The sequence below is a fragment of the Aquicoccus sp. SU-CL01552 genome (genome assembly GCF_040365005.1).
In the GTDB taxonomy this organism is placed as follows: Bacteria; Pseudomonadota; Alphaproteobacteria; order Rhodobacterales; family Rhodobacteraceae; genus Antarcticimicrobium.
Map to the genome: position 1 here is coordinate 217,346 of NZ_BAABWV010000001.1, position 23,443 is coordinate 240,788.

Sequence of the window (23,443 nt, forward strand, 5' to 3'; positions counted from 1 at the left end):
AAGACAGGGGCCGTCCCGCAAGGGGCGGCCCGATTTTCCTGCGGTGCGCTCTCCGCGCCTGCCACCAATAGGCCCGCAAAGGGCCGATAGATAGCCTGACCAACAGGGGGCCCCATGGGACTGTTCATCCTGCGCAGGACGGGCGTGATGATCCTGACGGCACTATGCCTGACCTTCATCGTGTTCTTTCTGACCAACCTCTACCCGAACCTCGAAAAGCTGGCCAAGACGCAGGGCAACTTCCGCATGTCCGACGAGGCGGTGGCAAGCTGGCTCGAGGGCAACGGCTACCTGCAACCGCTGCCGTTGAAATACGGCCAGTGGCTGGGCGTGGTTCCGGGCTGGACCCATGAAACCGACGAGGGCGTCACCGGCCGCTGCCTGCGGGGCACCGCGACGGCGCAAGAGGCCGCCGCCGCGCCGCGGTTCTGCGGCATCCTGCAGGGCGACTGGGGCTATTCCACCGTGTTCCGCGACGAGGTGTCCGGCATCATCGGCACCCGGCTGGGGCTCACCGCCAAGCTGATGTTCTGGGTGCTGGTGCTGATGGTGCCCTCGGCGCTGATCGTCGGCGTGCTGGCCGGGATGCGCGAAGGCTCGCCGCTGGACCGGTCGCTCTCGACCTTCTCGATCATCACCACGGCCACGCCCGAATATGTCTCCGGCGTGATCTTCATCGCCGTATTTGCCTCCTCGACCGTCGGGCTGAAATGGTTCAAGGGCACCGCCACCAGCGCGATGGACAACGCCAATTTCGAGAATTTCTTTCTGCCGGTCCTGACCATCGCCCTGTACGGCATGGGTTATATCGCGCGGATGACGCGGGCCAGCATGACCGAGGTGATGACGGCACAATACATCCGCACCGCCCGCCTCAAGGGGGTGACGTTTCGCAACATCGTGATGAAGCACGCGCTGCGCAATGCGCTGATCGCGCCCTTCACCGTGATCATGCTGCAATTTCCCTGGCTGCTGAACGGCGTGGTCATCGTCGAGACCCTGTTCAACTACAAGGGCTTCGGCTGGACGCTGGTGCAGGCGGCGGGCAACAACGACATCGAACTGCTGCTGGCGGTCTCGGTGGTCTCGGTGATCGTGGTTCTGGCGACGCAGCTGATCTCGGATATCGGCTATGTCTACCTCAATCCGCGCATCCGGATTTCATAAGGGAGGATCGGAGCCATGGAACCTCTCGGCTGGATCGAGATCATCACCCGCGTCCTCTACCAGTTCACCTCTGTCTGGGTCGCACTGGTCATCCTCTTCGCCGTCTCGGTGGCCTTCAAGCGGCGGCTGGGCCTTTACGGGAAACTGTTCGACAGCCCGATCGGCATGATTGGCTTTGCGCTGGTCATGTTCTGGGTCTTTACCGGCGTGTTCGGCGCGCTTGACCTGATCGTGACCCACGATCCCCTGTCGCAGGTCTCGGGGATGAAAAACAAGGTGCCCGGCACCCCCCTGCGCGGCGCCGAGGCCGGCGAGTACGCCTGGTACCTGCTGGGCGGCGACAACCTGGCGCGCGACGTGTTCAGCCGCATGGTCAAGGGGGCCTGGGTGGTGGTGCAGATCGCGCCGCTGGCGACGCTCTTTGCCTTCATGGTCGGCATCACCCTGGGCCTGCCGGCGGGCTACTACGGCGGGCGGCTCGACACCTTCCTGTCGTTCCTGGCCAACCTGATCCTGGCCTTTCCGGTGATCCTGCTGTTCTACCTGCTGGTCACGCCCGAGATCGTCGACACCGGCGTGCCGAGCTACATGGCGGCGGTGCTGTTCATCTTTCCCATCGTGTTCCTCGCGGTGCTGCTGAACTCGCGCTATTACACCCAGCCCAGGTTCCGCACGCCGCTTCTGATCGGGGTTCTGGGGGTGTCGTTCTGGCTGTACCTGTCGCTGATCTCCACCGATGGCTACTTGGTCAACTCCAACACGGTCACGATCCCGGCGCTGCCGCAGATCCTCGACCTGTTCGACATCCCCGGCGGCATCCTGGTGGTCTTCGTCTCGGTGGTCTTCGTCAATTCGCCCACGGTGTTCCGCATCGTGCGCGGGCTGGCGATGGACATCAAGACGCGCGATTACGTCGCCGCCGCCCAGACCCGGGGAGAGGGCCCGTGGTACATCATGCTGTGGGAGATCCTGCCCAATGCGCGCGGGCCCCTGATCGTCGATTTCTGCCTGCGCATCGGCTATACCACCATCCTGCTGGGCACATTGGGCTTCTTCGGCCTCGGCCTGCCGCCGGAAAGCCCGGACTGGGGCTCCACGATCAACGAGGGGCGCAAGCTGCTGTCGATCTACCTGCACCCCGCCCTGCCCCCGGCGCTGGCGCTGCTCAGCATGGTGCTGGGTCTCAACCTGCTCGCTGACGGGCTGCGCGAGGAATCGCTCAAGGACTGACGGTGGATCGGGGGCCCTGCCCCCGGACCCCCGGCGTATCACAAGCCAGACAAAGACGGGGCACCGGCCCCGCAAGCCAACGGGGACCAGAAGAATGCCGAAACCCAAATACGACGGCCCGATCCTGGACATCGACAGGTTGTCGATCTCTTTCTTCACCCGGCTGCGGGAAATCCCGGCGGTGATGGATTTCTCGGTCAAGGTCCGACCCGGCGAGGCGGTCGGCCTGGTCGGGGAAAGCGGTTGCGGGAAATCGACCGTGGCACTCGGCGTGATGCGGGATCTGGGCAAGAACGGCCGCATCGTCGGCGGCTCGATCAAGTTCAAGGGCCGCGACATGGGCGAGATGAGCGCCGACGAGCTGCGCGACATCCGCGGCTCCGAGATCGCGATGATCTACCAGGAACCGATGGCCAGCCTGAACCCGGCGATGAAGATCGGCAAGCAGCTGATGGAGGTGCCGATGATCCACCAGGGCGCCTCGGAGGACGAGGCCTATGCCCGCGCCCTGCAGGTGGTCACCGACGTCAAGCTGCCCGACCCCAAGCGCATCCTCAATTCCTTTCCGCACCAGCTTTCGGGCGGGCAACAGCAACGCATCGTCATCGCCATGGCGCTGATGTCGGAACCCTCGCTGCTGATCCTGGACGAGCCGACCACCGCGCTCGATGTCACCGTCGAGGCCGCCGTGGTCGAACTGGTCAAGGATCTGGGCAAGAAATACGGCACCTCGATGCTGTTCATCTCGCACAACCTCGGGCTGGTGCTGGAAACCTGCGACCGCATCTGCGTGATGTATTCCGGCGAGGCGGTCGAGCGCGGCTCGATCGAGGACGTCTTCGACGAGATGCAGCACCCCTATACACAGGCGCTGTTCCGCTCGATCCCGCTGCCCGGCGCCGACAAGAACGCCCATCCGCTCAAGGCGATCCCGGGCAACTTTCCGCTGCCGCACGAACGGCCCAGGGGCTGCAACTTCGGCCCGCGCTGCGACTATTTCGAGGCCGGCCGCTGCGACGCCAAATCCATCCCGATGTCCGACGTGCCCGGCAACGACCGCCACGCCACCCGCTGCCTGAAGTTCCAGGAGATCGACTGGCAGGCGCCACCCGAACTAATGGAGACCAAGCAGAAGGGCGAGATCGGCGAGGTCGTGCTGCGCATGGACAAGCTCAAGAAATACTACGAGGTGGCGGCCAACGCCCTGTTCGGCGGCGGCGCCAGGAAGGTCGTCAAGGCCAACGAGGAACTGACCTTCGAGGCGCGCGAATCCGAAACCCTGGCCATCGTCGGCGAATCCGGCTGCGGCAAATCCACCTTTGCCAAGGTCCTGATGGGGCTGGAAACGGCGACCGACGGCGAGATCCTGCTCGACGGGCGCAATATCGAGCAGACCCCGATCCAGGCCCGCGACGCCAAGACCGTGGGCGAGGTGCAGATGGTGTTCCAGAATCCGTTCGACACGCTCAACCCCTCGATGACGGTGGGCCGGCAGATCATCCGCGCGCTGGAGATTTTCGGCATCGGCAATTCCGAGGCCGAGCGCAAGGCGCGCATGCTGGAATTGCTCGACCTGGTGAAACTGCCCCGCGCCTTTGCCGAGCGGATGCCGCGGCAGCTTTCAGGCGGGCAGAAACAGCGCGTCGGCATCGCCCGCGCCTTTGCCGGCGGCGCCCGTATCGTGGTGGCCGATGAGCCGGTCTCGGCGCTGGACGTGAGCGTTCAGGCCGCCGTCACCGACCTGTTGATGGAGATCCAGCGCGAGGAGAAGACAACGCTTCTGTTCATCTCGCATGACCTGTCCATCGTGCGCTACCTGAGCGACCGGGTGATGGTGATGTACCTGGGCCACGTGGTCGAACTGGGCACCACCGACCAGGTGTTCAGCCCGCCCTACCACCCCTATACCGAGGCGCTGCTCTCGGCGGTGCCGATTGCCGACACCTCGGTCGAAAAGACCCATATCGTGCTCGAAGGCGACATCCCCTCGGCGATGAACCCGCCCCCCGGCTGCCCGTTCCAGACCCGCTGCCGCTGGAAAGACCAGGTGCCCGGCGGACTCTGCGACCGCGAGGTACCCCCGGTGCGCACCCTGGCCGAGGGCCACCAGGTGAAATGCCACCTGAGCGACGAGAAGCTGGCCGAGATGGAGCCGGTGATCAAGATCGCGGCGGAGTAAGGTAAATCAGTCCGGTCTCGCAGGGCCGGCCACGACAGCCAGAACAGACGAACGGGACCGGCCCGAAATCATAAGGGGATCGGGCCGATCCCGGGGGGATGTCGGTGTCGAAGGCGCGGATCAGTCCGGCACGCCGTGCTCGCGCAACCGCTGCGACAGCCGCGCCTTGATCTCGGCGGGTTCCGCGCTGATCGCCCGCACCACCTGCTCGAGCTGGCTTTGCGCCCCGTGGAGTTGATCCAGCAGTGACATGATGATGACCAGCGCATCCTCGTTCACTTCGAAATCATCGGTCAATTCACAGATCAGCGTGATCCGGCGCACGTCCAGCTTGCGATAGCGCGGCCCCTCCGATGTCATCACCGGGGTCACGATGCGCAAACGCTCGAACAGGTCCAGACGCTCGGCGGTCAGTGCGGTGACGCGCTCGATCACCTGCTCCGGGGCATAGGCGTGGGTCATGATCTCTCCTTTCCGGCGCGGGGGTCATAGGCGTGATTTGCCCGCCAGCCTTCCATGAAGTGTTTCAATTCGTCGTCGATCTTCGGCGGGCTGACAATGCGCAGCGTCACCCGCTGATCGCCCTTGCCGGACCGGCCCTTGACCCCGCGTCCCTTGAGCCTCAGCACCTGCCCCGAACTTGCACCGGGTGGCACCGTCAGCTTGACCACCCCCGTCACCGTGGCGACCGGAACCTTGCCGCCCAGGATCGCCTCGTCGATCGAGATCGGCAAGGTCACCAGGATGTCGTCACCGTCGCGTTCGAAATCGGGGTGCGGGGTAACGTCCAGCGTGATGAAGGCATCCCCGGGGCGCCCGGCCCCGAGGCCCGGCTCTCCCTTGCCGCGCAGACGCAGGGTCTGCCCGTCATGCGCCCCCTCGGGGATCTTGACCTCGAGCGCGCTTCCGTCCGGCAGGGTGATCCGGGTCTTGCTCCCCCGCACGGCATCCAGAAACGGCACCGCAAGACGGTATCGGGTGTCCTGCCCCGGCCAGTCGCCCGAACTCGTGCGGCCAAACCCCTCGTCATGTCCGGCGGCCCCCCGGCCGCGGGCGAAGTGGGCAAAGAAATCATCCGCATCGAACCCCGCGCCGAACGGATTTCCGCCAGAGGCGGTACGGCTTTGGGTATAGGGGTTCTCCGGCCTGCGCGCCTCGTCCCGGTAATAACCGCGCGGCGCCTTTTCGGCCCCCGTCGCATCAATTTCCCCGGCATCGAACCGCCGGCGCAGCTCCGGGTCCTTGAGCAGGTCATAGGCCTGCCCCGCCTCCTTGAAGCGCGCCTCGGCAGCGGGGTCATCGGGGTTCAGGTCGGGATGGCACGTTCGCGCGATCTTGCGATAGGCCTTCTTGATCTGGTCTGGGGTGGCGTCCTTGGACAGGCCCAGAGCGGCATAGGGATCCTTGGTCATTCTGCACTCCGCATCTGGTAAATCATCTATCGCAGGTCGTAGGGATTACAATGCAATACGACCCTTGCATAACCCCTTGGATCATCCAGGCGGACCCGGCAAGGTAGACGATGTCGCACCCGCCCCTGGTCACGCCCCCTGGCCGAGGGCCACCAGGTAAAATGCCGCCAGAGCGACGACAAGTCAGCCGAGATGGGGCCGGTGATCAAGATCGCGGCGGAGTGAAAGGGGCCTCGGCAGGGCAGAGCCGGTCATCCGCAGCACGTGGCCCGAATGCCCGGACAGGGGAACGGGACAGCCAAACGCAGAGGATGGCAGTCCACAATCCAAGATCGGCGTATCGACGTCCCAAGCAAATGAGGTGCCGCCGCTCCGCATATCAGCGGATCTCGGTACGGAACGTTGACGGTGCCGCCTTGTCATTCGGATTTCTGTCGTCGCACGGGGCGGACCAGCCCCCATTGTGGTCGACCTTGTCTGGGGTTTGGCGGATCGCACCCGCCTGAAGTGTTGCCCGGACAGGTCGTGCGTAAGCGGCCCGCAATCTTTCCGCCCCGATGCCTCGGGGCATCGAACACGCTCGGTGGCCTGTCCATTTCGTTCGAACGTGCCGCGGCGAAAGACGAGCGACCGAGGAACCAACCTCTTGTTACTGCATCGTAAACGTCGATGACGACCCGTCTGCGTTGATGAATGAAACTTGTCTGCCTTCAAACACAACATCCTGGCAGCTCGTCCCGGCGATCGTCTCGGGAGAAGAGATGGTGCGGCAATACTGTTTATTGCGGACATCCCAGGCGCCGGCAATCTCATCCCCACCCGCGGTTTGGCCCGTGACGCGGCCGTTCGGATGAAGCGTGATCGTGGTGCCCGTTTCATGCACGCCGTTCATGCCGGACAGTCGCGACTTGAGCGGGTCCATTTCAACGTCTGATGCTGTTTCCATACATCCGGCCAGAACAATTCCGGCGGCAAGAAAGCAAAAGGTTCTAAAATGCATTATTCCCCTCCAGATACTCGTTACAATTTCCATTTATTACTAAATTTCCGCGTTTCTTGCAACTAAATTTCCGCACCCTATGCGAGAGTAAGGAGGCGACGAAGATCACGAGGACCAGTCGGTGCCAATTCTTGCCCGCACCGATGGACGTGTGGCCTTTCACCATGGCGTGTGGTCGGTGGCCGATGTATCGGCGAACGCACCGCCCCCCGGTCACGCCCGCCGCTGCGCCCTACTCCTCCAGCAGATCCTCGTACCGCGCATCGGTCAGCGTTTTCAGGAACGCCACCAGCGCGTCGATGCGATCGTCCTCCAACGCCGGGCCGGTGGTCAGCTCTTCCATCGACAGCGTGCCGTCCACCTCTGGCGGGCCAAAGGGCGCGCCGGTCTCCGGGTTGATCTGCCGCCCCTGCGCCTTGCTGTTGTATTTGTTGTAGAACAGGACCACCGTCCTCAGGTCCTCGAACACGCCGTTGTGCATGTAGGGGCCGGTCACTGCCACGTTGCGCAGTGTCGGCACCTTGAACTTGCCCGCCTGCGCCGGGTCGTCGACCTGCGGGTTGTCCAGCAGCCCCTTGTCCGGTGCCGCCATATGCGCCAGCCTCGGGTTCGCCGGCACGCCGATGTTGTGATACTCGTAGTTGGTGAAACTCTCTGCCGGGTCCACCGGGCTGGTCCCGAGCTGGTGGCACAGGTTGCAGTTGGTGAACTGCTGCGAAAAGAACAGCAACCGCCCCAGGTCCTCTTCCCGCGTCAACTGGTATTCGCCGCGCAGGTACCGGTCGTACTTGCTGTCAAAAGGGGCAAACTCCGGCGTGCGCTCATAGGCGGCGATGGCCCGGGTCATGGCATCATAGGCGCGCGCATCGTCGTCGAATACATCCGCTCCGGCCAGCCCTTCCAGCGCCGCCACGTAGTCCGGGTTTTCCCGCAGCCGCGCCACCACGGCGGGCTTGTCAGGCATCGCCATTTCCACCGGGTTCAGCGGCGGCCCCCCGGCCTGCTCCGCAAGGTCCACGGCGCGCCCGTCCAGGAACAGCCCGCCGGCCCATTTGCCCTCGGCGGTCAGATGAAACGGCGGCGTCAGCGCGGCATAGCTGGCGGTGGGCGCATTGCGCGTGCCCAGTGAATGCCCGTCATCGCCCAACGAAACGGCCCGGCCCAGGTCGGTCTCGCGCGGATCGACAAAGCCGGCGGCCGGGTCGTGGCAGGTGGCACAGGATTGGGTCCGGTCGCGCGACAGCTCGGGATCAAAGAACAGCGCCTCGCCCAACGCTTCCCAGCTTTCATAGGCCGGTGCGGCCATCAGCGGCGCGACAAGGGCCGTCGTGGTCACGACAAGGCCCGCACAGCCAATCCGAAATGCCCAGTTCATGCCCGTACTCCCACCGCGCGACTCAATTTCCAGAGTGTTATAGTCAGGAATGGCGAGGCGGAAAATAGCCCGATGTCATCGACCAGTGGGCCCGATGAACCGGGATCAGCCGTCCGTACTGCCCCAGATCGCCTTGACGTAATTTCGGGTCTCGTCATAGGGCGGCACGCCGCCGTGCTTGCGCACCGCTGCAGGCCCCGCGTTATAGGCCGCCAAGGCCAGCCGCCAGGATTTGAAATTGCGGTACTGCTTGGCCAGGTAACGCGCGCCGCCGTCAAGGTTTTGCTTCGGATCGGCCGGGTCCACCCCCAACCGGCGGGCGGTCTCGGGCATCAACTGTGCCAGCCCCAGCGCGCCCTTGTGCGATTTCGCATTGGGGTTCCAGCCCGACTCCTGTTGCACCAGCCGCAGGAACAGGTCTTCGGGCACCTTGTGACGCTGCGCCGCCGCGCGCGCCATCGCAAGGTATTCCCCCTTGTACTTGCCGGTATAGGGCAGCGAACCCCACTTGCTCGGGGTGTGGATCGTTGGCGGCTGAAGACGCACGGAATCGTTGTACTGGATCGCTGCACGGGTATCGAGAACCCGGGTCTGCGACTTGAACAGGTTCTTCTGGCTGCGGGTGGAAAAGATATCCGCCGCCGCCGGCATAGCCAGCCCGACCGCCACCGCAATCCCTACCGCAAGCCTGTGCATTCCGCCCTGCCTCACATGGTCAAATCCGGCGCAACTATACAGGTTATCGCGACAAAGGAAAGTTGCCGCGCCCCCGACCCCGCCGGGTCGGCGAAACCCGGCAAACGGACGCGGATAACCATGTTTCAACCTCTCTGCCTGAGGTATAGGGTGCCCTTCCAAGGATCGTACAGATTCGGGCAACAATCGGACAAAACAAGACGGGGGCTTACATGGCCGGCTCAGTGAACAAAGTCATTCTCATCGGCAACCTGGGCCGCGACCCCGAGGTGCGCACCTTTCAGAACGGCGGCAAGGTGTGCAACCTGCGCATCGCCACCTCCGAGACCTGGAAGGATCGCAACACCGGCGAGCGCCGCGAACGGACCGAGTGGCACTCGGTCGCGATCTTCAGCGAAGGTCTGGTGCGCGTCGCCGAGCAGTACCTCCGCAAGGGATCGAAGGTTTATATCGAAGGCCAGTTGCAGACCCGCAAATGGCAGGACCAGAACGGCCAGGACCGCTACTCCACCGAGGTGGTCTTGCAGGGCTTCGGCTCGACCCTGACCATGCTGGACGGTCGCGACGGTGGCCAGGGCGGCGGTAGTCAGGGCGGTGGCGGCTATGGCGGCAGCCAGGGCGGCGGTTACGGCGGCGGCTACGACAGCGGCCCTCAGGGCGGCGACCCCTATGGCGGCGCTCCCGCTGCGGGTGGTGGCGGCCCGTCGAGCAACATCGACGACGACGAAATCCCGTTCTAGCGGATCCAGGGGCGGGCCGATTGGCGCGCCCCTTTACTTTTTTGACGTAAGGCATTGAAATGGGTTGGTCTTTTTCCATCGGCAGGCTGTTCGGATCCGAGCTTCGGGTGCATGTCACCTTTTTCCTGCTGCTGGCCTGGATCGGCTATGTCACCTATGCCGACGGCGGATGGCCGGCGGCGCTTGAAAACGTGGTCTTCGTGATCGCGCTGTTTGCCTGCGTGGTGGCGCATGAGTTCGGCCATGCGCTGACCGCGCGCCGCTATGGCATCAAGACGCCGACCATCACGCTTTTGCCGATCGGCGGGTTGGCGCAGCTGGAACGGATGCCCGAGACACCGACGCATGAAATCCTCGTCGCGCTGGCCGGCCCGATGGTCAACGTGGTGATCTGGGCGGTGCTCATGTTGGCTGGGGTGGACATGAGCTTCGACATCGCCAGCGAGACGGACCTGACCGGACCCGACTTTTTCGGGCGGCTGGCCTTCGTCAACCTGTTCCTGGCCGTGTTTAACCTGATCCCGGCCTTCCCGATGGACGGCGGGCGCGTGTTCCGCGCGGTTCTGTCGCTGTTCACCAACCGGGTGCGCGCCACGCGGATCGCGGCCGCCGCCGGGCAGATCGTGGCGCTGCTGTTCGGCTTCGCCGGGTTGAGCAGCGGCAACCCGATGCTGATCCTGATCGCGGTCTTCGTCTTCATCGCCGCCAATGCCGAAAGCCAGGATGTGGCGATGCGCGCCGTGGCCCGGCAGCTGGTCGCGCGCGACGCCACCATCACCAGTTTCGAAAGCCTCACCCCCGAGGATACCCTTCAGGCCGCCACCTCGGCGCTGGTGCATACCACCCAGCACGAATTTCCGGTGATCGGGATCGACGGCACCTTTCTGGGCTTCGTCACCCGGACCGCGCTGTTCGCCGCCCTCGCGCAGGAAGGGCCGCGAAGCCGCCCGGTCTCGGAGATCATGACCACCGGAATCCCCAGCATGACCTTGACCACCCGGTTGGAAAAGGTGCTGAACGCGCTCTACCAGGGGGCGCCGGCGGTGACGGTAACCGACAGCAAGGGCAACATGATCGGCTATATCACCCGCGAGAACGTCGGCGAGCTGATGGTGATCAACGGCCGCTGAGCGGCGGCCCCCCTCACCGCGCCGCCAACGCGTCCTGCAACAATTCGCGCACCGCCTCGCCCGGCACGTCCGAGGTGACAAAGGCCTCGCCGATTCCGCGCGCGAGGATAAAGCGGAGCTGACCGTCCACCACCTTCTTGTCCTGCGCCATCAGATCGCACAGCCCGGCGGCATCCGGCAGATCGCCCGGAATGTCGGCCAAGTCCACCTTTGTCCCCATCGCGCGCAGATGCGCCCGCACCCGGCTCGGGTCCTCCTGCGAACACAGGCCCAACCGCGCCGACAGCTCGAAGGCCAGCGCGCAGCCGATCGCCACCCCCTCGCCATGCAGCAGCCGGTCGGAATAACCCGTCGCCGCCTCCAGCGCATGGCAGAACGTATGCCCGAGATTGAGCAGCGCGCGGTCGCCCTGCTCGGTCTCGTCGCGCACGACGATATCGGCCTTCATCTGCACCGACCGGGTCACCGCCCGCACCCGCGCACTCATGTCGCCGGCGGCCAGAGCCGGCCCCTCGGCCTCAAGCCAAGCAAAGAACTCCGCGTCCCCCAGCATCCCGTACTTGATCACCTCGCCGTAGCCGGCCAGGAAATCGCGCGGAGTCAGCGTGTTCAGCACGGCGGTATCGGCCAGCACCAGCGACGGCTGGTGAAAGGCGCCGACCAAGTTCTTGCCCTGCGCCGTGTTGATCCCGGTCTTGCCCCCGACCGAACTGTCGACCTGCGCCAGCAGGGAGGTCGGGATCTGGACAAAGCGCACGCCCCGGCGCAGCACCGATGCGGCGAACCCGGCCAGGTCGCCGATCACCCCGCCGCCCAGGGCGACGACAATATCGCGCCGCTCGACCTTCTGCTCCAGCAGCCATTCGACGGCGCGGGTGAACTGCGGCCAGCCCTTGGTCGCCTCTCCCGGCGACAGCGCCAGCGCCACCATCTCGACCCCGGCGGCGGCCAGCCCGGCGCGCAGCGCCTCGAGATGCAGCGCGGCGACCGTCTCGTCGGTCAGCACCGCCACCCGTGGCCGCGCCAGCAGCGGCGCAATGCGCGCGCCCGCCTCATCGATCAGGCCCGGGCCGATCTGCACGTCATAGGCCCGATCGCCCAACGCTACATGGACGCATTCCGTCATTCTTCCGGCTCCAATACATCGGGGCGCGTGGCCAGCGCGGCCAGCACCCGGTCCACCATCCCCTCGACCGAGACCTGCGCATCCGAGACCACGGCAAGATCGGCCTCGGCGTAGAACGGCACGCGCTGTTCGTAAAGATCGCGCAGCGTCGCCTTCGGGTCGGGGGTTTTCAACAACGGGCGGGTGTCGCGGTGGCGCACCCGGCCCCACAGCACCGGCAGATCCGCGTTCAGCCAGACCGAGACGCCCTTGTCCGAGATCGTCTTTCGGTTCTCGGCCGACAGAAAGGCGCCGCCCCCGGTAGACAGCACGCCGCGCGCGTCCACCAGCAGCCGGGCGATCACCTGGGCCTCTTTCTTGCGAAAGAAGGCCTCGCCGTCGCGCGCGAAGATCTCCGGGATGGTCATGTTGGCCGCCTCTTCGATCTCGTGATCGCTGTCGAGGAACGGCACCCCCAGCCTTGCGGCCAGGGCGCGGCCGACTGCGGTCTTGCCCGCCCCCATCATGCCGACCATGACGATGGTCTTTTTCAGCCGCCCGGGCCGGCCGGCGCCGTCTCCGGCGGGCGCAACCGTGCTCGATTTGGCGACACTATGCTCAATTTCGCTCATTCTGTAGTGAATGACGTGATCTTGCCCAAAAGGCCATATATAAGTTGAGCAAAACGGCAGAGGCACGGGCAGAGGGAACACTCATGGGGCGCTTGATCAAGTACTTGTTCTACCTTCTTATTCTCGCCGCGATCGGCTTGGTGATCTACGCATATCTGGGGCCGTGGTTCGGTGCCGATTTCTCGCCGCCGCGCGCCGAGATCCGGCAACCGGTGACGCTGCATGCGAACTAGGGTCGCGCTGGTCGCACTATGGCTGCCGTTGGCCGCCACCGCCGAGGAACCGCTTTCGGCGATCGACTGGCTGGGTCAGGCCCACCCGTCGTCCCTGCCCGGACCGGTGCTGCTGGAACCGCCGGTGGCCGAACATGCCCTTGGCCCCGAGATCGAGGTCAGCGCGCTGGAGGAACTGGCGCCGCCGGTCGGGCTGGTACCGCCCGATATCACCGGGCTGCCGGTCGATCTGTGGCGCGGCAGCGATGCACGGCAACTGGCCCGCCTGATCAAATCCGCCCCGGTCGAGACCAGCCCGGCGATGCAGGCGCTGTTCTATACCCTGCTGCTGGCCGAGAAACGCCCGCCGCCGGGGGCCTCGCGGCAGGCGGCCGAGTCGCTGTTGCTGGCCCAGATCGACCGGCTGATCGACCTTGGCGCCACCGATCCAGCCCTGGCCCTGACCGAGATTGCCGGCCCGCCCCGGTCGCGGGCGCTGTTCCGGCGCTGGTTCGACGCCACGCTCCTGGTCGGGCAGGAGGACGACAGCTGCGCCGCGCTCGAGGCACAGCCGCACCTGGCCCCGGATTTCGCCGCGACGATCTTTTGCACGCTGCGCGCCGGCGACTGGCAGACCGCCGCGCTGACGCTTGAAACCGCCCATGCGCTGGAACTGTTGCCGCGTGCCCAGCTTGACCTGCTGGACCGGTTCCTCAGCCCCGAGATCTTCGAGGGGGCGCCGCCCCTGCCCGCCCCCGATTCCCCCGATCCGCTGACCTTCCGCTTGTTCGAGGCCATCGGCGAACGGATGCCCAGCACCCGCCTGCCGCGCGCCTTTGCCAATGCCGATCTGCGTGACCTGGCCGGCTGGAAGGCCCAGATCGAGGCCGCCGAGCGTCTGACCCGGATCGGCGCGCTCAATCCCAACAAGCTTCTGGGTCTTTACACCGAACGCGCCCCGGCGGCCTCGGGCGGGGTCTGGGACCGGGTCGCGGCGGTGCAACGGTTCGATACCGCGCTGAACACCGGCAGCGCCGAGGCGGTGACGAAGACCTTGCCCGCCGTCTGGAAACAGGTCCGCGCCGCCGGGCTCGAGGTGCCCTTTGCCAATCTCTTCGCCGACCGTCTGGCCGCCTACCCGCTGACCGGCGCGGTCGGGGCGCTGGCCTGGCGCGTCCGGTTGCTGTCGCCCGGATACGAGACCGCCGCGCGCACCCCGCCGGATGACGGGGGAGACACCGTTTTCCTTGCCAAGCTGGCCCAGGGCGCGCCCGGTGACGCGGTACCGCCGAACGACCGGGCGCAGGCCATATCCGAGGGGTTCTCCGGCACCGCTCAGCCCCCGCAGGAGGTTCGGACCGCCCTCGACGACGGCCGCCTGGGCGAGGTGATCCTGCGCGGAATCTCCTTGTTCGACAGCGGCGCGCGCGGCAATCCCGCCGACCTCACCGCCGCGCTGGCGACCCTGCGCGCCATCGGGCTCGAAGACACCGCGCGGCGTGGCGCGCTGCAACTGATGCTGATCGGCCGGACCTGAGATGGCGGCCCCCTCGGATCACGCCGGCTGGATCAGCGGCTTTCTGGAGGCGCAGGCGGCGGAACTGGGCGCGGCCACCAACACCCAACTGGCCTATGGCCGTGACCTCAAGGATTTCGCCGGCTGGCTCGACCGGCGCAACAGCGACTTTGCCAGCGCCGACCGCGCCGTGATCGAGGCCTATCTGGTCGATTGCGATGCGCAAGGGCTGTCGCGCGCCACCCGCGCTCGGCGGCTCTCGGCGATCAGGCAGCTGTACCGCTTTGCCTTCGAGGAGGGCTGGCGCGCCGACAGCCCGGCGATCCAGATTCGCGGCCCCGGACGTGACAAGCGGTTGCCCAAAACCCTCGACGTGCCGGATGTCGACAGGCTGCTGGCGGCAGCGCGGGAAACCGGGCGCAGCCCGGCGGACCGGCTGCGCAACACCTGCCTGATGGAGCTGCTCTATGCCACCGGCATGCGGGTGAGCGAATTGGTCTCGCTGCCCGCCGCCGCCGCGCGCGGCGATCCCAACATGCTGCTGGTGCGCGGCAAGGGCGACAAGGAGCGGATGGTGCCGCTGTCACCGCCGGCGCGGGCTGCGCTGGCCACATGGCTGGCCGAACGCGACGCGACCGACGAGAAAGCCGTGGCCAAGGGCGCCGCCCCGTCGCCGTTCCTGTTCCCGTCGCGCGGAAAATCCGGCCACCTGACGCGGCACCGCTTCTACCTGCTGATCAAGGAACTGGCGGTCACCGGCGGTGTCGATCCGGCCCGGGTCACGCCACACACCCTGCGCCACGCCTTTGCCACCCATCTTCTGGCCAATGGCGCCGACCTGCGCGCGATCCAGACGCTGCTGGGACACGCCGATATATCCACCACCGAGATCTATACCCATGTGCTGGACGAGCGCCTTTCGGAACTGGTGCTGGAGCATCATCCGCTGGCGCAGCCCCGCAAAGACGGGAACTGACCCGACGCGGTCTTGATAACCGCCCGGTCCATCCCCATAACCGAATGCAGGACAAAGGGCATTCTATTCCGATGGAGACCATCTCGACCCACCTCGACACCGCTTTCTGGGGAACGGTGGGCGGCATTCTGTTGCTGCTGATCCTCTCGGGGTTCTTTTCCGGTTCCGAAACCGCGCTGACCGCCGCTTCGCGCGGGAAACTGCGCGCGCAGGCCGACAAGGGATCGCGCGGGGCTGAAAAGGCGCTGCGCATCACCGAGGACAACGAACGGCTGATCGGTTCGGTGCTTCTGGGCAACAACCTCGTCAACATCCTTGCTGCCTCGCTGGCGACCGCGCTGTTTACCCGGGTCTTTGGCGAAAGCGGCGTGGCGCTGGCGACGCTGGTGATGACCTTTCTGGTGCTGATCTTTGCCGAGGTGCTGCCAAAGACCTATGCGATCACCAACTCGGAAAAGGCCGCCGCCGCCGTCGCGCCGCTGATCGGCGTCATCGTCACCGTCTTTTCCCCCATCGTCGCCGCGGTGCGGCTGCTGGTGCGCGCGGTGCTGCGGGTGTTCGGCGTGCGCATCGACCCCGACAGCCAGGTGCTCGCCGTGCGCGAGGAGATCGCCGGCGCGCTGCAACTGGGCCATTCCGAGGGGGTGGTCGAGAAAGAGGACCGCGACCGCATCCTCGGGGCGCTCGACCTTGGCGACCGCACCGTCGAAGAGATCATGCTGCACCGCTCGGGGATCGAGATGATCGACGCCGCATCCGCCCCGCAGGACATCTTTGCCCAATGCGTCAACAGCCCCCATACCCGGCTGCCGGTGTTCCGCGACGAGCCTGAGAACATCATCGGCGTGATCCACGCCAAGGACCTGCTGCGCGCCATGTACAAGCGGATCGGCGGCCCCGACGGAACGCCCGACGCGTTGCGCGGGTTCCAGATCACCGACGTGGCCAAGCCGCCCTATTTCGTCCCCGAGACCACGACACTGGACGACCAGATGCGACAGTTCCTGCGGATGCGGTCGCATTTCGGGCTGGTGGTCGATGAATACGGCTCGCTGCAGGGGCTGATCACGCTCGAGGACATCCTCGAGGAGATCGTCGGCGAGATCACCGACGAGTTCGACGTCGACGCCGACCACCCGGTCCGCAAGACCGAGGACGGGCAATACCTTGTCGATGGCGCCATGACGATCCGCGACCTCAACCGCGCCACCGACTGGCAGCTTCCCGATGACGAGGCCAACACCGTCGCCGGGCTGGTCATCCACGAGGCGCAGATGATCCCGACCGTCGGGCAGGTGTTCTCGTTCCACCATTTCCGCTTCGAGGTGATGGAGCGCGAGGGCAACCGCGTCACCGCGCTCAAGATCCGACCGCTATGACCGGCCATCTGGGCGCGCTGCGCGGCTGGATCGACGCGGTCGTGTTCGATCTGGCCCGCCAGCTGCGCTGGTCGTTCCTGCCGCCGCTGATGGTCTATTTCGCCTATGGCGCCTCGGGGATCACCAGCGTCGTCGGCACCTTCTTCATCAAGGATTACCTTGATGTCTCGGCGGCGTTCGTGGCCGGCCTCGCCTTCTGGACCGGACTGCCCTGGGCGCTCAAGATGCCGATGGGCCACCTTGTCGACCTGATGTGGCGATGGCGATGGGTTTTGGTGTTCATCGGCGCCGGGCTGATCGCGGCCAGTTTCACCATCATGTACGGGCTCGCCAACCGCACCCCCTGGATGACCGAGGTGATGCCGGTGACGGCCTGGTTCGTGCTCGCTTCGCTGCTGTCGCCTTGCGGCTACGTGATCCAGGATTCGGTGGCCGACGCGCTCTCGGTCGAGGCGGTGCCGAAACTCGACGCCACCGGCGCGCCGCTGGACGACGACACCCTGCGCGCCCAGCATACCACCATGCAGACGCTGGGCCGCGTCGCGCTGATCGGCGCATTGACGGTGGTCGCCGCGCTCAACATCACGCTGTTCTCGGGGATCGAGGCGCTGCCGCTGGCCGAACAGGGCGCCGTCTATGGCCGGGTCTACCTGATGGGGCTGGCGATCCCGGTGATCTCGGTCTCCGGGGTGATCCTCGCCATGATCCAGCAACGGCGCCACATCGCCGCGCTGGTCGCCCGGGGGATCAGCCGCACCGAGGCCGAGGCACAGTTCGCCCCCGAGAGTGGCGCGGTCAAACCCAACTGGTCCTATTTCATCGGCGGCGGTCTGTTCGTCGCGGTGACACTGACGGTCGGCCTGTCCGACATGCCCTATTCGCAGGAAATCATCTTTGCCGGCTCGATGGCGGTGGTGCTGTTTCTCATGCGCCAGCTCATCGCCGTGCTGGAGCCGGCCAAGGCCCGCGCGCTGATCGGCACCGCGATCATCATCTTCATCTTCCGCGCGACACCGCTTCCCGGCGCCGGCGCGACCTGGTTCACCATCGACGAGCTGGGGTTCGACCAACAGTTCCTCGCGGTGCTGTCGCTGATCATCTCAATGCTTACGCTGGTGGGCATGTTCGTGCTCCGCCCGCTGATGGCCAACCATTCCATCGTCTATATCGTGGTGCTGCTGTCGCTGGCGGCGGGGCTGCTGTCGCTGCCCAACATCGGGCTGTTCTACGGGGTCCAGACCTGGACCGCCGCGCTGACCGGCGGCATCGTGGACGCCCGCTTCATCGCCATCATCGACGCCGCGGTGGAAAGCCCGCTGGGCCAGATCGCGATGATCCCGATGCTGGCCTGGATCGCCCGCAACGCGCCGGAAAACCTCAAGGCGACGTTCTTTGCGGTCATGGCCTCCTTCACCAACCTGGCGCTCTCGGCCAGCAGCCTCGGCACCCGCTACATGAACGAGATCTTCACCGTCACGCGCGAGGTGCGCGACGAGGCCGGCGCGCTGGTCACCCCGGCGGATTATTCGCAACTGGGCTGGCTCCTGATCACCGTGGCGCTGATCACCGTGGCGCTGCCGCTGCTGGCCGTGGTCGTGGTCCAGAACTCGCCCCTGCGCACCCCGGACTGACGCGCCCCGATCACGCCCTCAGCCGCGCGCCGGTGGGATCGAATGGCGGCGCGGTCAGGATGCGCGCGCGGTGCGGACGGCCCAGCACCATCACATCCACCGCGTCCCCCGGCCCGGCGCCCCTCACGTACCCCAGCGCCAGCGACATCCCCACCGAATACCCGTAGGCGCCCGAAGTGACCCGCCCGATGCCCTCGCCATCCTTGAAAATCGGCTCACCCCCGGTGGCATCCGCGTCCGAGGCGGTCACGTCCGCCTCCTCCAGCGCCAGCAGGACCAACTGTTCGCGCGGCGGATTTGCCAGCGTGCCCTCAACAGCGGCCTTGTTCAGGAAATCCTTGTCCAGCTTGACCAACCGGTCCAGCCCGACCTCTTGCGGCCAATACTCCGGGCTGTATTCCCGCCCCCAGGAGCCATAACCCTTTTCGATCCGCAGGCTCATCAGCGCCCGGCTGCCCACCGGCCCCGCGCCCACCGCGCGCCCGGCCTCGATCAGGGCCGAATAGAGCCGCACCTGTTCCTCTGCCACGCAATGCAGCTCCCACCCCAAGTCGCCGGTAAAGGACACCCGCAGCGCAAGGCAATCGACGCCGCCCAGTTCGATCCGCCGGCTCGCCATGAACGGAAACTCCGCCGTTTCCAGCGAGGCATTGGTCAGCCGCTGCAGCATCTCGCGCGATGTCGGCCCGGCGACGTTGAAGCCGCAGACCGCCTCGGTCAGGCTCTCGAACACCGTCCCCTCGGGCAACGGCACCGCGCGGAAGAACCGCTGGTGATAGCGTTCCGCCATCCCCGATCCGATCACCCAGAACTCCTCTTCGCCCAGCCGGGTCACGGTGAAATCCCCCGCGATCCCGCCCCGCTTGCCGATCAGCGGCGTCAGGCAGGACCGGCCCACGCGCGTCGGCATCCGATTGGCGAACAGCGCGTTCAGCCAATCCTCGGCCCCCGGCCCCGCCACGCGGTACTTGGCAAAGTTGGAGATATCGATGATCCCGGCCCGATCGCGCAGCATTCGGCATTCATCGCCCACCGGCCCCCACCAGTTCTGCCGGGTAAAGCCGTTGCTGTCCTGCGCGCCGGGCTCATCCGCGAACCACAACGGATGCTCCCAGCCCGCATTCAGGCCAAAGACAGCGCCCATCCGTTGCTGCATGTCATACACCGGCCGAGTGCGCGCCGGCCGCCCCGCCGCACGCTCCTCGTTCGGGAAATGGATCGAGAAGCGGTGGGCATAGACATCCCGCACCCGCGCCTTGGTAAAGGCTGTATCGGCCCAATCGCCGAACCGCGCCATGTCCCAGGCGAACATGTCGTACCTGGTCTCGCCCTCGACGATCCATTGCGCCGCCATCAACCCCATGCCGCCCGACTGGCTGAACCCCGGAATGATGCCGTTGCAGCAGAAATAGCCCGTCATCTCGGGCACCGGGCCAAATAGCACGTTGGCATCCGGCGACCAGATCATGGGCCCGTTGATCACTCGCTTGATACCTGCCGCGCCCACCGCCGGCACCCGGTCGATGGCGCGCATCATGTTTTCCTCGATCCGCTCCAGGTCGTCGGGGAACAGGTCATGCGCAAAATCCAGCGGCGTGCCCGCCTCGGCCCAGAACCGCATGTCGCGCTCATAGGCGCCGACCAGCAAGCCCTGCCCCTCCTGCCGCAGGTAATACTCGCCGTCGCGGTCCGCGACCGAGGGCAGCCGCCGGTCCAGTGCGGCGATCTCGGCAATGGTCTCGGTCACAAAATACTGGTGCTCGGTCGGTTGCAGCGGCAGCGTCAGCCCGGCCAGTGCCGCCACCTCGCGGCCCCAGAGCCCGGCGGCGTTGATCACCCAGTCGGTGCGGATCTCGCCCTTGGGCGTGCGCACGATCCACGATCCGTCCGGTTGCGCCTCGGTCGCCGTCACCGGGGTGAACCGATGGATCTCCGCCCCCCGCGCCCTTGCCCCCGCGGCATAGGCCTGGGTCACGCCCGAGGGATCGACGTTGCCGCCGTCGGGTTCCCACATGATGCAGCGGATGCCGGTGAAATCGACCAGCGGATGCAGCCGCTCGGCCTCGTCGCGGCTGACCTCGTGGAAGTTCATGCCGTACAGCTTCGCCTTGGCCGCCTGCAGCCGCAACTGGTGCTCGCGCGCCTGCGTCTGCGCGAGGTAAAGCGAGCCGGGCTGGAACACGCCACAGCCCTGCCCGGTCTCCTCCTCCAGTTCCTTGTAGAGGGACATGGTGTAATGCTGGATGCGGCTGATGTTGGTGTTGTCATGCAGCCCGTGGATATTGGCGGCGGCATGCCAGGTGGACCCGCTGGTCAGCTCGTCGCGCTCCAAGAGGACCACGTCGGTCCATCCCAGTTTGGTCAGGTGGTAAAGGATCGAGCATCCGATGACGCCGCCGCCGATCACGACGGCCTGTGCGTGGTTCCGCATGAGGTGGGCTCCCTGGGCCGGTTTCGCTGACCGCCAGCCTGCCCGCGCCGCCGCCCGCCGGATCGCCACCCGGCGACATTTCCGGTCGCAACCGTACAAAACGGGGCGGGAATTCCCCAAAGTCTCCTGTCCCCCAGCGACACTTCTCGTCGTATTCGGGCAAGCGAACCCCGGCGTCACATCACAGGCTGCCCCCAGATCAACAGGAGGCCCCCATGCAAACCACCACCCGTGTCGCCGTGATCGGCGGCGGTGTCGTCGGATGTTCCGTTCTGTACCACCTGACCAAGCTGGGCTGGTCGGACGTGATGCTGCTGGAACGCTCCGAACTCACGTCCGGCTCCACCTGGCACGCGGCGGGCGGGTTTCACACCCTGAACGGCGATACCAACATGGCGGCGCTGCAAGGCTATACCATTCGCCTTTACAAGGAATTGGAGGAGATCACCGGCCTCTCTTGCGGGTTGCACCATGTCGGCGGCGTGACACTGGCGGACAACCGCGACCGCTTCGACATGCTGCTGGCCGAACGCGCCAAGCACCGCTTCATGGGGCTGGAGACCGAGATCGTCGGCCCGGAGGAGATTGCCAAGATCGCCCCGATCACCAATCTCGACGGGATCATCGGCGCGCTCTACGATCCGCTCGACGGCCACCTCGACCCCTCCGGCACCACCCATGCCTATGCCAAGGCGGCGCGCATGGGCGGCGCCACCATCGAAACCCATTGCATGGTCAAGGAAACCAACCAGCGCCCCGACGGCACATGGGACGTGGTCACCGACAAGGGCACCGTGCACGCCGAGCATGTGGTCAATGCCGGCGGCCTCTGGGCGCGCGAGGTCGGCGCGATGGCCGGGATCTATGTCCCGCTGCACCCGATGGAGCATCAATACATCGTCACCGACGATATTGCCCAGATCTACGAGCGCGACCGGGAACACCCGCACGTGATGGACCCGGCCGGCGAAAGCTACCTCAGGCAAGAGGGACGCGGGCTGTGCATCGGGTTCTACGAGCAGCCCTGCAAACCTTGGGCGGTGGACGGGACGCCCTGGAGTTTCGGTCACGAACTCTTGCCGGATGACTTTGACAAGATATCGGAAAGCATTGAATTCGCATACAAACGCTTTCCCGTCCTGGCCGAGGCCGGGGTCAAGTCGGTGATCCACGGCCCCTTCACCTTTGCCCCCGACGGCAACCCGCTGGTCGGCCCGGTGCCCGGCGTGCGCAACTATTGGTCCGCCTGCGGGGTGATGGCCGGGTTCAGCCAGGGTGGCGGCGTCGGCCTCACGCTGGCACAATGGATGATCGAGGGCGCACCCGACCGCGACGTGATGGCGATGGATGTCGCCCGTTTCGGCGATTGGATCGGTCCCGGCTATACCCGCCCGAAAGTCATTGAAAACTATCAGAAACGTTTCTCGGTCTCCTACCCGAACGAGGAACTGCCAGCGGCGCGGCCCAACCGCACCACACCGATGTACGACATCTTTTCCGACATGGGCGCGGTCTGGGGGCAGCAATACGGGTTGGAGGTGGTCAACTATTTCGCTCAGGGCGAGGAGCCACGCTATGAAACCCCGTCGTTCCGCCGCTCCAACGCCTTCGCGGCCACCGCGCGCGAGGTGAAGTCCGTACGGGAAGCCGTTGGAATCAATGAAGTTCACAACTTTGGCAAGTATCGTGTCAGCGGACCGGGCGCACGCGCCTGGCTTGACCGGATCATGGCCGGGCGGATTCCGGCGCCGGGGCGGCTGTCGCTCACGCCGATGCTCTCACCGTGCGGCCGGCTGATCGGCGATTTCACCGTATCCTGCCTTGGCGACGAGAGCTTTCAACTCACCGCCTCCTACGGCGCGCAGGCCTTTCACATGCGCTGGTTCCTACAACATCAGGAAAACGGCGTAACCATTGAGAATATAAGCGATAACCTGAACGGTTTCCAGATCGCCGGACCGAGGGCGCGCGATCTGCTCACCGCCTGCACCCGCGACGATGCCGCCGCCCTGCGCTTCATGGACGTGCGGCGGATGACCGTGGGGATGACCGACTGCCTGGTGCAGCGGGTCAGCTATACCGGCGACCTGGGGTACGAGATCTATTGCGATCCGATGGCGCAGCGACAGCTTTGGTCCACCCTCATCGCCGCCGGCCAGGACCATGGCATCACCCCCTTCGGCATGCGCGCGATGATGAGCCTGCGACTGGACAAGTTCTTTGGTAGTTGGATGGCCGAGTATTCGCCGGATTACACCCCGGGCGAGACCGGGTTGGATCGCTTCATCTCCTTCGGGAAAGAGATTGATTTCATTGGAAGACAGGCGGCAGAGGCCGAACGTGAAACCGGCCCGTCCCGCCGGCTTGCCGCCTTTGTCGTCGCGGCGGAAGATGCCGATGTCAACGGCTATGAACCGATCTGGCTGGACGGGTCGGTACAGGGGTTCTGCACCTCGGGCGGTTATTCCCACCATGCCGGGAAATCGGTCGCGCTGGGGTTCCTGCCCGCCGACCACATCGCCGAGGGGCTGGAGGTCGAGATCGAGATCCTCGGGGCCATGCGCAAGGCGCGGCTGGTCACCACGCCGCTATTCGATGCCGACGGGGCGCGGATGCGCGGGTGACAACCCCC

19 protein-coding genes are annotated in these 23,443 nt (G+C 65.8%); 11 read left to right on the forward strand and 8 right to left on the reverse strand.

Features of this window, described 5'->3' with window-relative positions:
• The first annotated feature begins 114 nt into the window (after positions 1 to 114).
• From ABWV23_RS01075 to ABWV23_RS01085, 3 genes are all read left to right on the forward strand, one after another.
• Positions 115 to 1,167, forward strand: coding sequence for an ABC transporter permease (locus ABWV23_RS01075; RefSeq protein WP_353344029.1), 1,053 nt, complete (start codon positions 115 to 117; stop codon positions 1,165 to 1,167).
• Between the two features lie 15 nt (positions 1,168 to 1,182).
• Positions 1,183 to 2,397 (forward strand): ABC transporter permease, encoded by a 1,215-nt coding sequence (locus ABWV23_RS01080; protein WP_353344031.1) that lies wholly within the window; start codon positions 1,183 to 1,185, stop codon positions 2,395 to 2,397.
• 94 nt (positions 2,398 to 2,491) lie between these two features.
• A complete protein-coding gene (locus tag ABWV23_RS01085; protein WP_353344033.1) occupies positions 2,492 to 4,576 on the forward strand; it encodes a dipeptide ABC transporter ATP-binding protein in 2,085 nt (694 codons plus the stop codon).
• A gap of 120 nt (positions 4,577 to 4,696) precedes the next feature.
• Here the strand turns inward: ABWV23_RS01085 and ABWV23_RS01090 are convergent, their stop codons facing one another.
• The 5 genes from ABWV23_RS01090 to ABWV23_RS01110 all read right to left on the reverse strand — a co-directional run bounded on the left by ABWV23_RS01090 (position 4,697) and on the right by ABWV23_RS01110 (position 9,059).
• Positions 4,697 to 5,038, reverse strand: a complete 342-nt coding sequence (locus ABWV23_RS01090; RefSeq protein WP_353344035.1) for a chaperone modulator CbpM — start codon at positions 5,036 to 5,038, stop codon at positions 4,697 to 4,699.
• Positions 5,035 to 5,988 (reverse strand): DnaJ C-terminal domain-containing protein, encoded by a 954-nt coding sequence (locus ABWV23_RS01095; RefSeq protein WP_353344037.1) that lies wholly within the window; start codon positions 5,986 to 5,988, stop codon positions 5,035 to 5,037. Before ABWV23_RS01095 ends, ABWV23_RS01090 begins: the two co-directional genes overlap by 4 nt.
• 649 nt (positions 5,989 to 6,637) lie before the next feature.
• Entirely contained in the window at positions 6,638 to 6,988 is a 351-nt protein-coding gene (locus tag ABWV23_RS01100; RefSeq protein ID WP_353344039.1) for a hypothetical protein, read from the reverse strand.
• 232 nt (positions 6,989 to 7,220) lie between these two features.
• Positions 7,221 to 8,363 (reverse strand): cytochrome-c peroxidase, encoded by a 1,143-nt coding sequence (locus ABWV23_RS01105; protein ID WP_353344041.1) that lies wholly within the window; start codon positions 8,361 to 8,363, stop codon positions 7,221 to 7,223.
• A 105-nt stretch (positions 8,364 to 8,468) separates the two neighbouring features.
• Positions 8,469 to 9,059, reverse strand: coding sequence for a lytic transglycosylase domain-containing protein (locus ABWV23_RS01110; protein WP_353344043.1), 591 nt, complete (start codon positions 9,057 to 9,059; stop codon positions 8,469 to 8,471).
• 212 nt (positions 9,060 to 9,271) lie between these two features.
• Here ABWV23_RS01110 and ssb point away from each other — a divergent pair, with 212 nt between their 5' ends.
• Both ssb and ABWV23_RS01120 read left to right on the forward strand, forming a co-directional pair.
• Positions 9,272 to 9,799, forward strand: a complete 528-nt coding sequence (gene ssb, locus ABWV23_RS01115) for a single-stranded DNA-binding protein (RefSeq protein ID WP_353344045.1) — start codon at positions 9,272 to 9,274, stop codon at positions 9,797 to 9,799.
• A gap of 59 nt (positions 9,800 to 9,858) precedes the next feature.
• A complete protein-coding gene (locus ABWV23_RS01120; RefSeq protein ID WP_353344047.1) occupies positions 9,859 to 10,929 on the forward strand; it encodes a site-2 protease family protein in 1,071 nt (356 codons plus the stop codon).
• 13 nt (positions 10,930 to 10,942) lie between these two features.
• Here the strand turns inward: ABWV23_RS01120 and aroB are convergent, their stop codons facing one another.
• Together aroB and ABWV23_RS01130 are read right to left on the reverse strand one after the other, a co-directional pair.
• The gene (gene aroB / locus ABWV23_RS01125; RefSeq protein ID WP_353344049.1) at positions 10,943 to 12,055 is read right to left on the reverse strand and encodes a 3-dehydroquinate synthase; all 1,113 of its coding nucleotides are present in this window, start codon (positions 12,053 to 12,055) and stop codon (positions 10,943 to 10,945) included.
• The gene (locus tag ABWV23_RS01130; RefSeq protein ID WP_353344051.1) at positions 12,052 to 12,666 is read right to left on the reverse strand and encodes a shikimate kinase; all 615 of its coding nucleotides are present in this window, start codon (positions 12,664 to 12,666) and stop codon (positions 12,052 to 12,054) included. Before ABWV23_RS01130 ends, aroB begins: the two co-directional genes overlap by 4 nt.
• Positions 12,667 to 12,749: 83 nt before the next feature.
• Here ABWV23_RS01130 and ABWV23_RS01135 point away from each other — a divergent pair, with 83 nt between their 5' ends.
• From ABWV23_RS01135 to ABWV23_RS01155, 5 genes are all read left to right on the forward strand, one after another.
• Positions 12,750 to 12,899 carry a hypothetical protein gene (locus ABWV23_RS01135; RefSeq protein ID WP_353344053.1) on the forward strand — a complete coding sequence of 50 codons (150 nt, stop codon included), beginning with the start codon at positions 12,750 to 12,752 and terminating at the stop codon, positions 12,897 to 12,899.
• The gene (locus tag ABWV23_RS01140; RefSeq protein ID WP_353344055.1) at positions 12,889 to 14,415 is read left to right on the forward strand and encodes a hypothetical protein; all 1,527 of its coding nucleotides are present in this window, start codon (positions 12,889 to 12,891) and stop codon (positions 14,413 to 14,415) included. Before ABWV23_RS01135 ends, ABWV23_RS01140 begins: the two co-directional genes overlap by 11 nt.
• 1 nt (position 14,416) lies before the next feature.
• Positions 14,417 to 15,370 (forward strand): site-specific tyrosine recombinase XerD, encoded by a 954-nt coding sequence (locus ABWV23_RS01145; RefSeq protein ID WP_353344057.1) that lies wholly within the window; start codon positions 14,417 to 14,419, stop codon positions 15,368 to 15,370.
• 71 nt (positions 15,371 to 15,441) lie between these two features.
• Positions 15,442 to 16,749: an HlyC/CorC family transporter gene (locus ABWV23_RS01150; RefSeq protein WP_353344059.1), complete on the forward strand. Its 1,308-nt coding sequence runs from the start codon at positions 15,442 to 15,444 to the stop codon at positions 16,747 to 16,749.
• On the forward strand, positions 16,746 to 18,380 hold the full coding sequence (locus ABWV23_RS01155) for an MFS transporter (protein WP_353344061.1): 1,635 nt from the start codon (positions 16,746 to 16,748) through the stop codon (positions 18,378 to 18,380). The genes ABWV23_RS01150 and ABWV23_RS01155 overlap by 4 nt, the downstream gene beginning before the upstream one ends.
• A gap of 10 nt (positions 18,381 to 18,390) precedes the next feature.
• On the opposite strand, the gene ABWV23_RS01160 is transcribed toward ABWV23_RS01155, so the two are convergent.
• A complete protein-coding gene (locus ABWV23_RS01160; RefSeq protein ID WP_353344063.1) occupies positions 18,391 to 20,811 on the reverse strand; it encodes a GcvT family protein in 2,421 nt (806 codons plus the stop codon).
• A gap of 215 nt (positions 20,812 to 21,026) precedes the next feature.
• Here ABWV23_RS01160 and ABWV23_RS01165 point away from each other — a divergent pair, with 215 nt between their 5' ends.
• Entirely contained in the window at positions 21,027 to 23,435 is a 2,409-nt protein-coding gene (locus ABWV23_RS01165) for a GcvT family protein (RefSeq protein WP_353344065.1), read from the forward strand.
• The last annotated feature ends 8 nt before the right edge of the window (positions 23,436 to 23,443 follow it).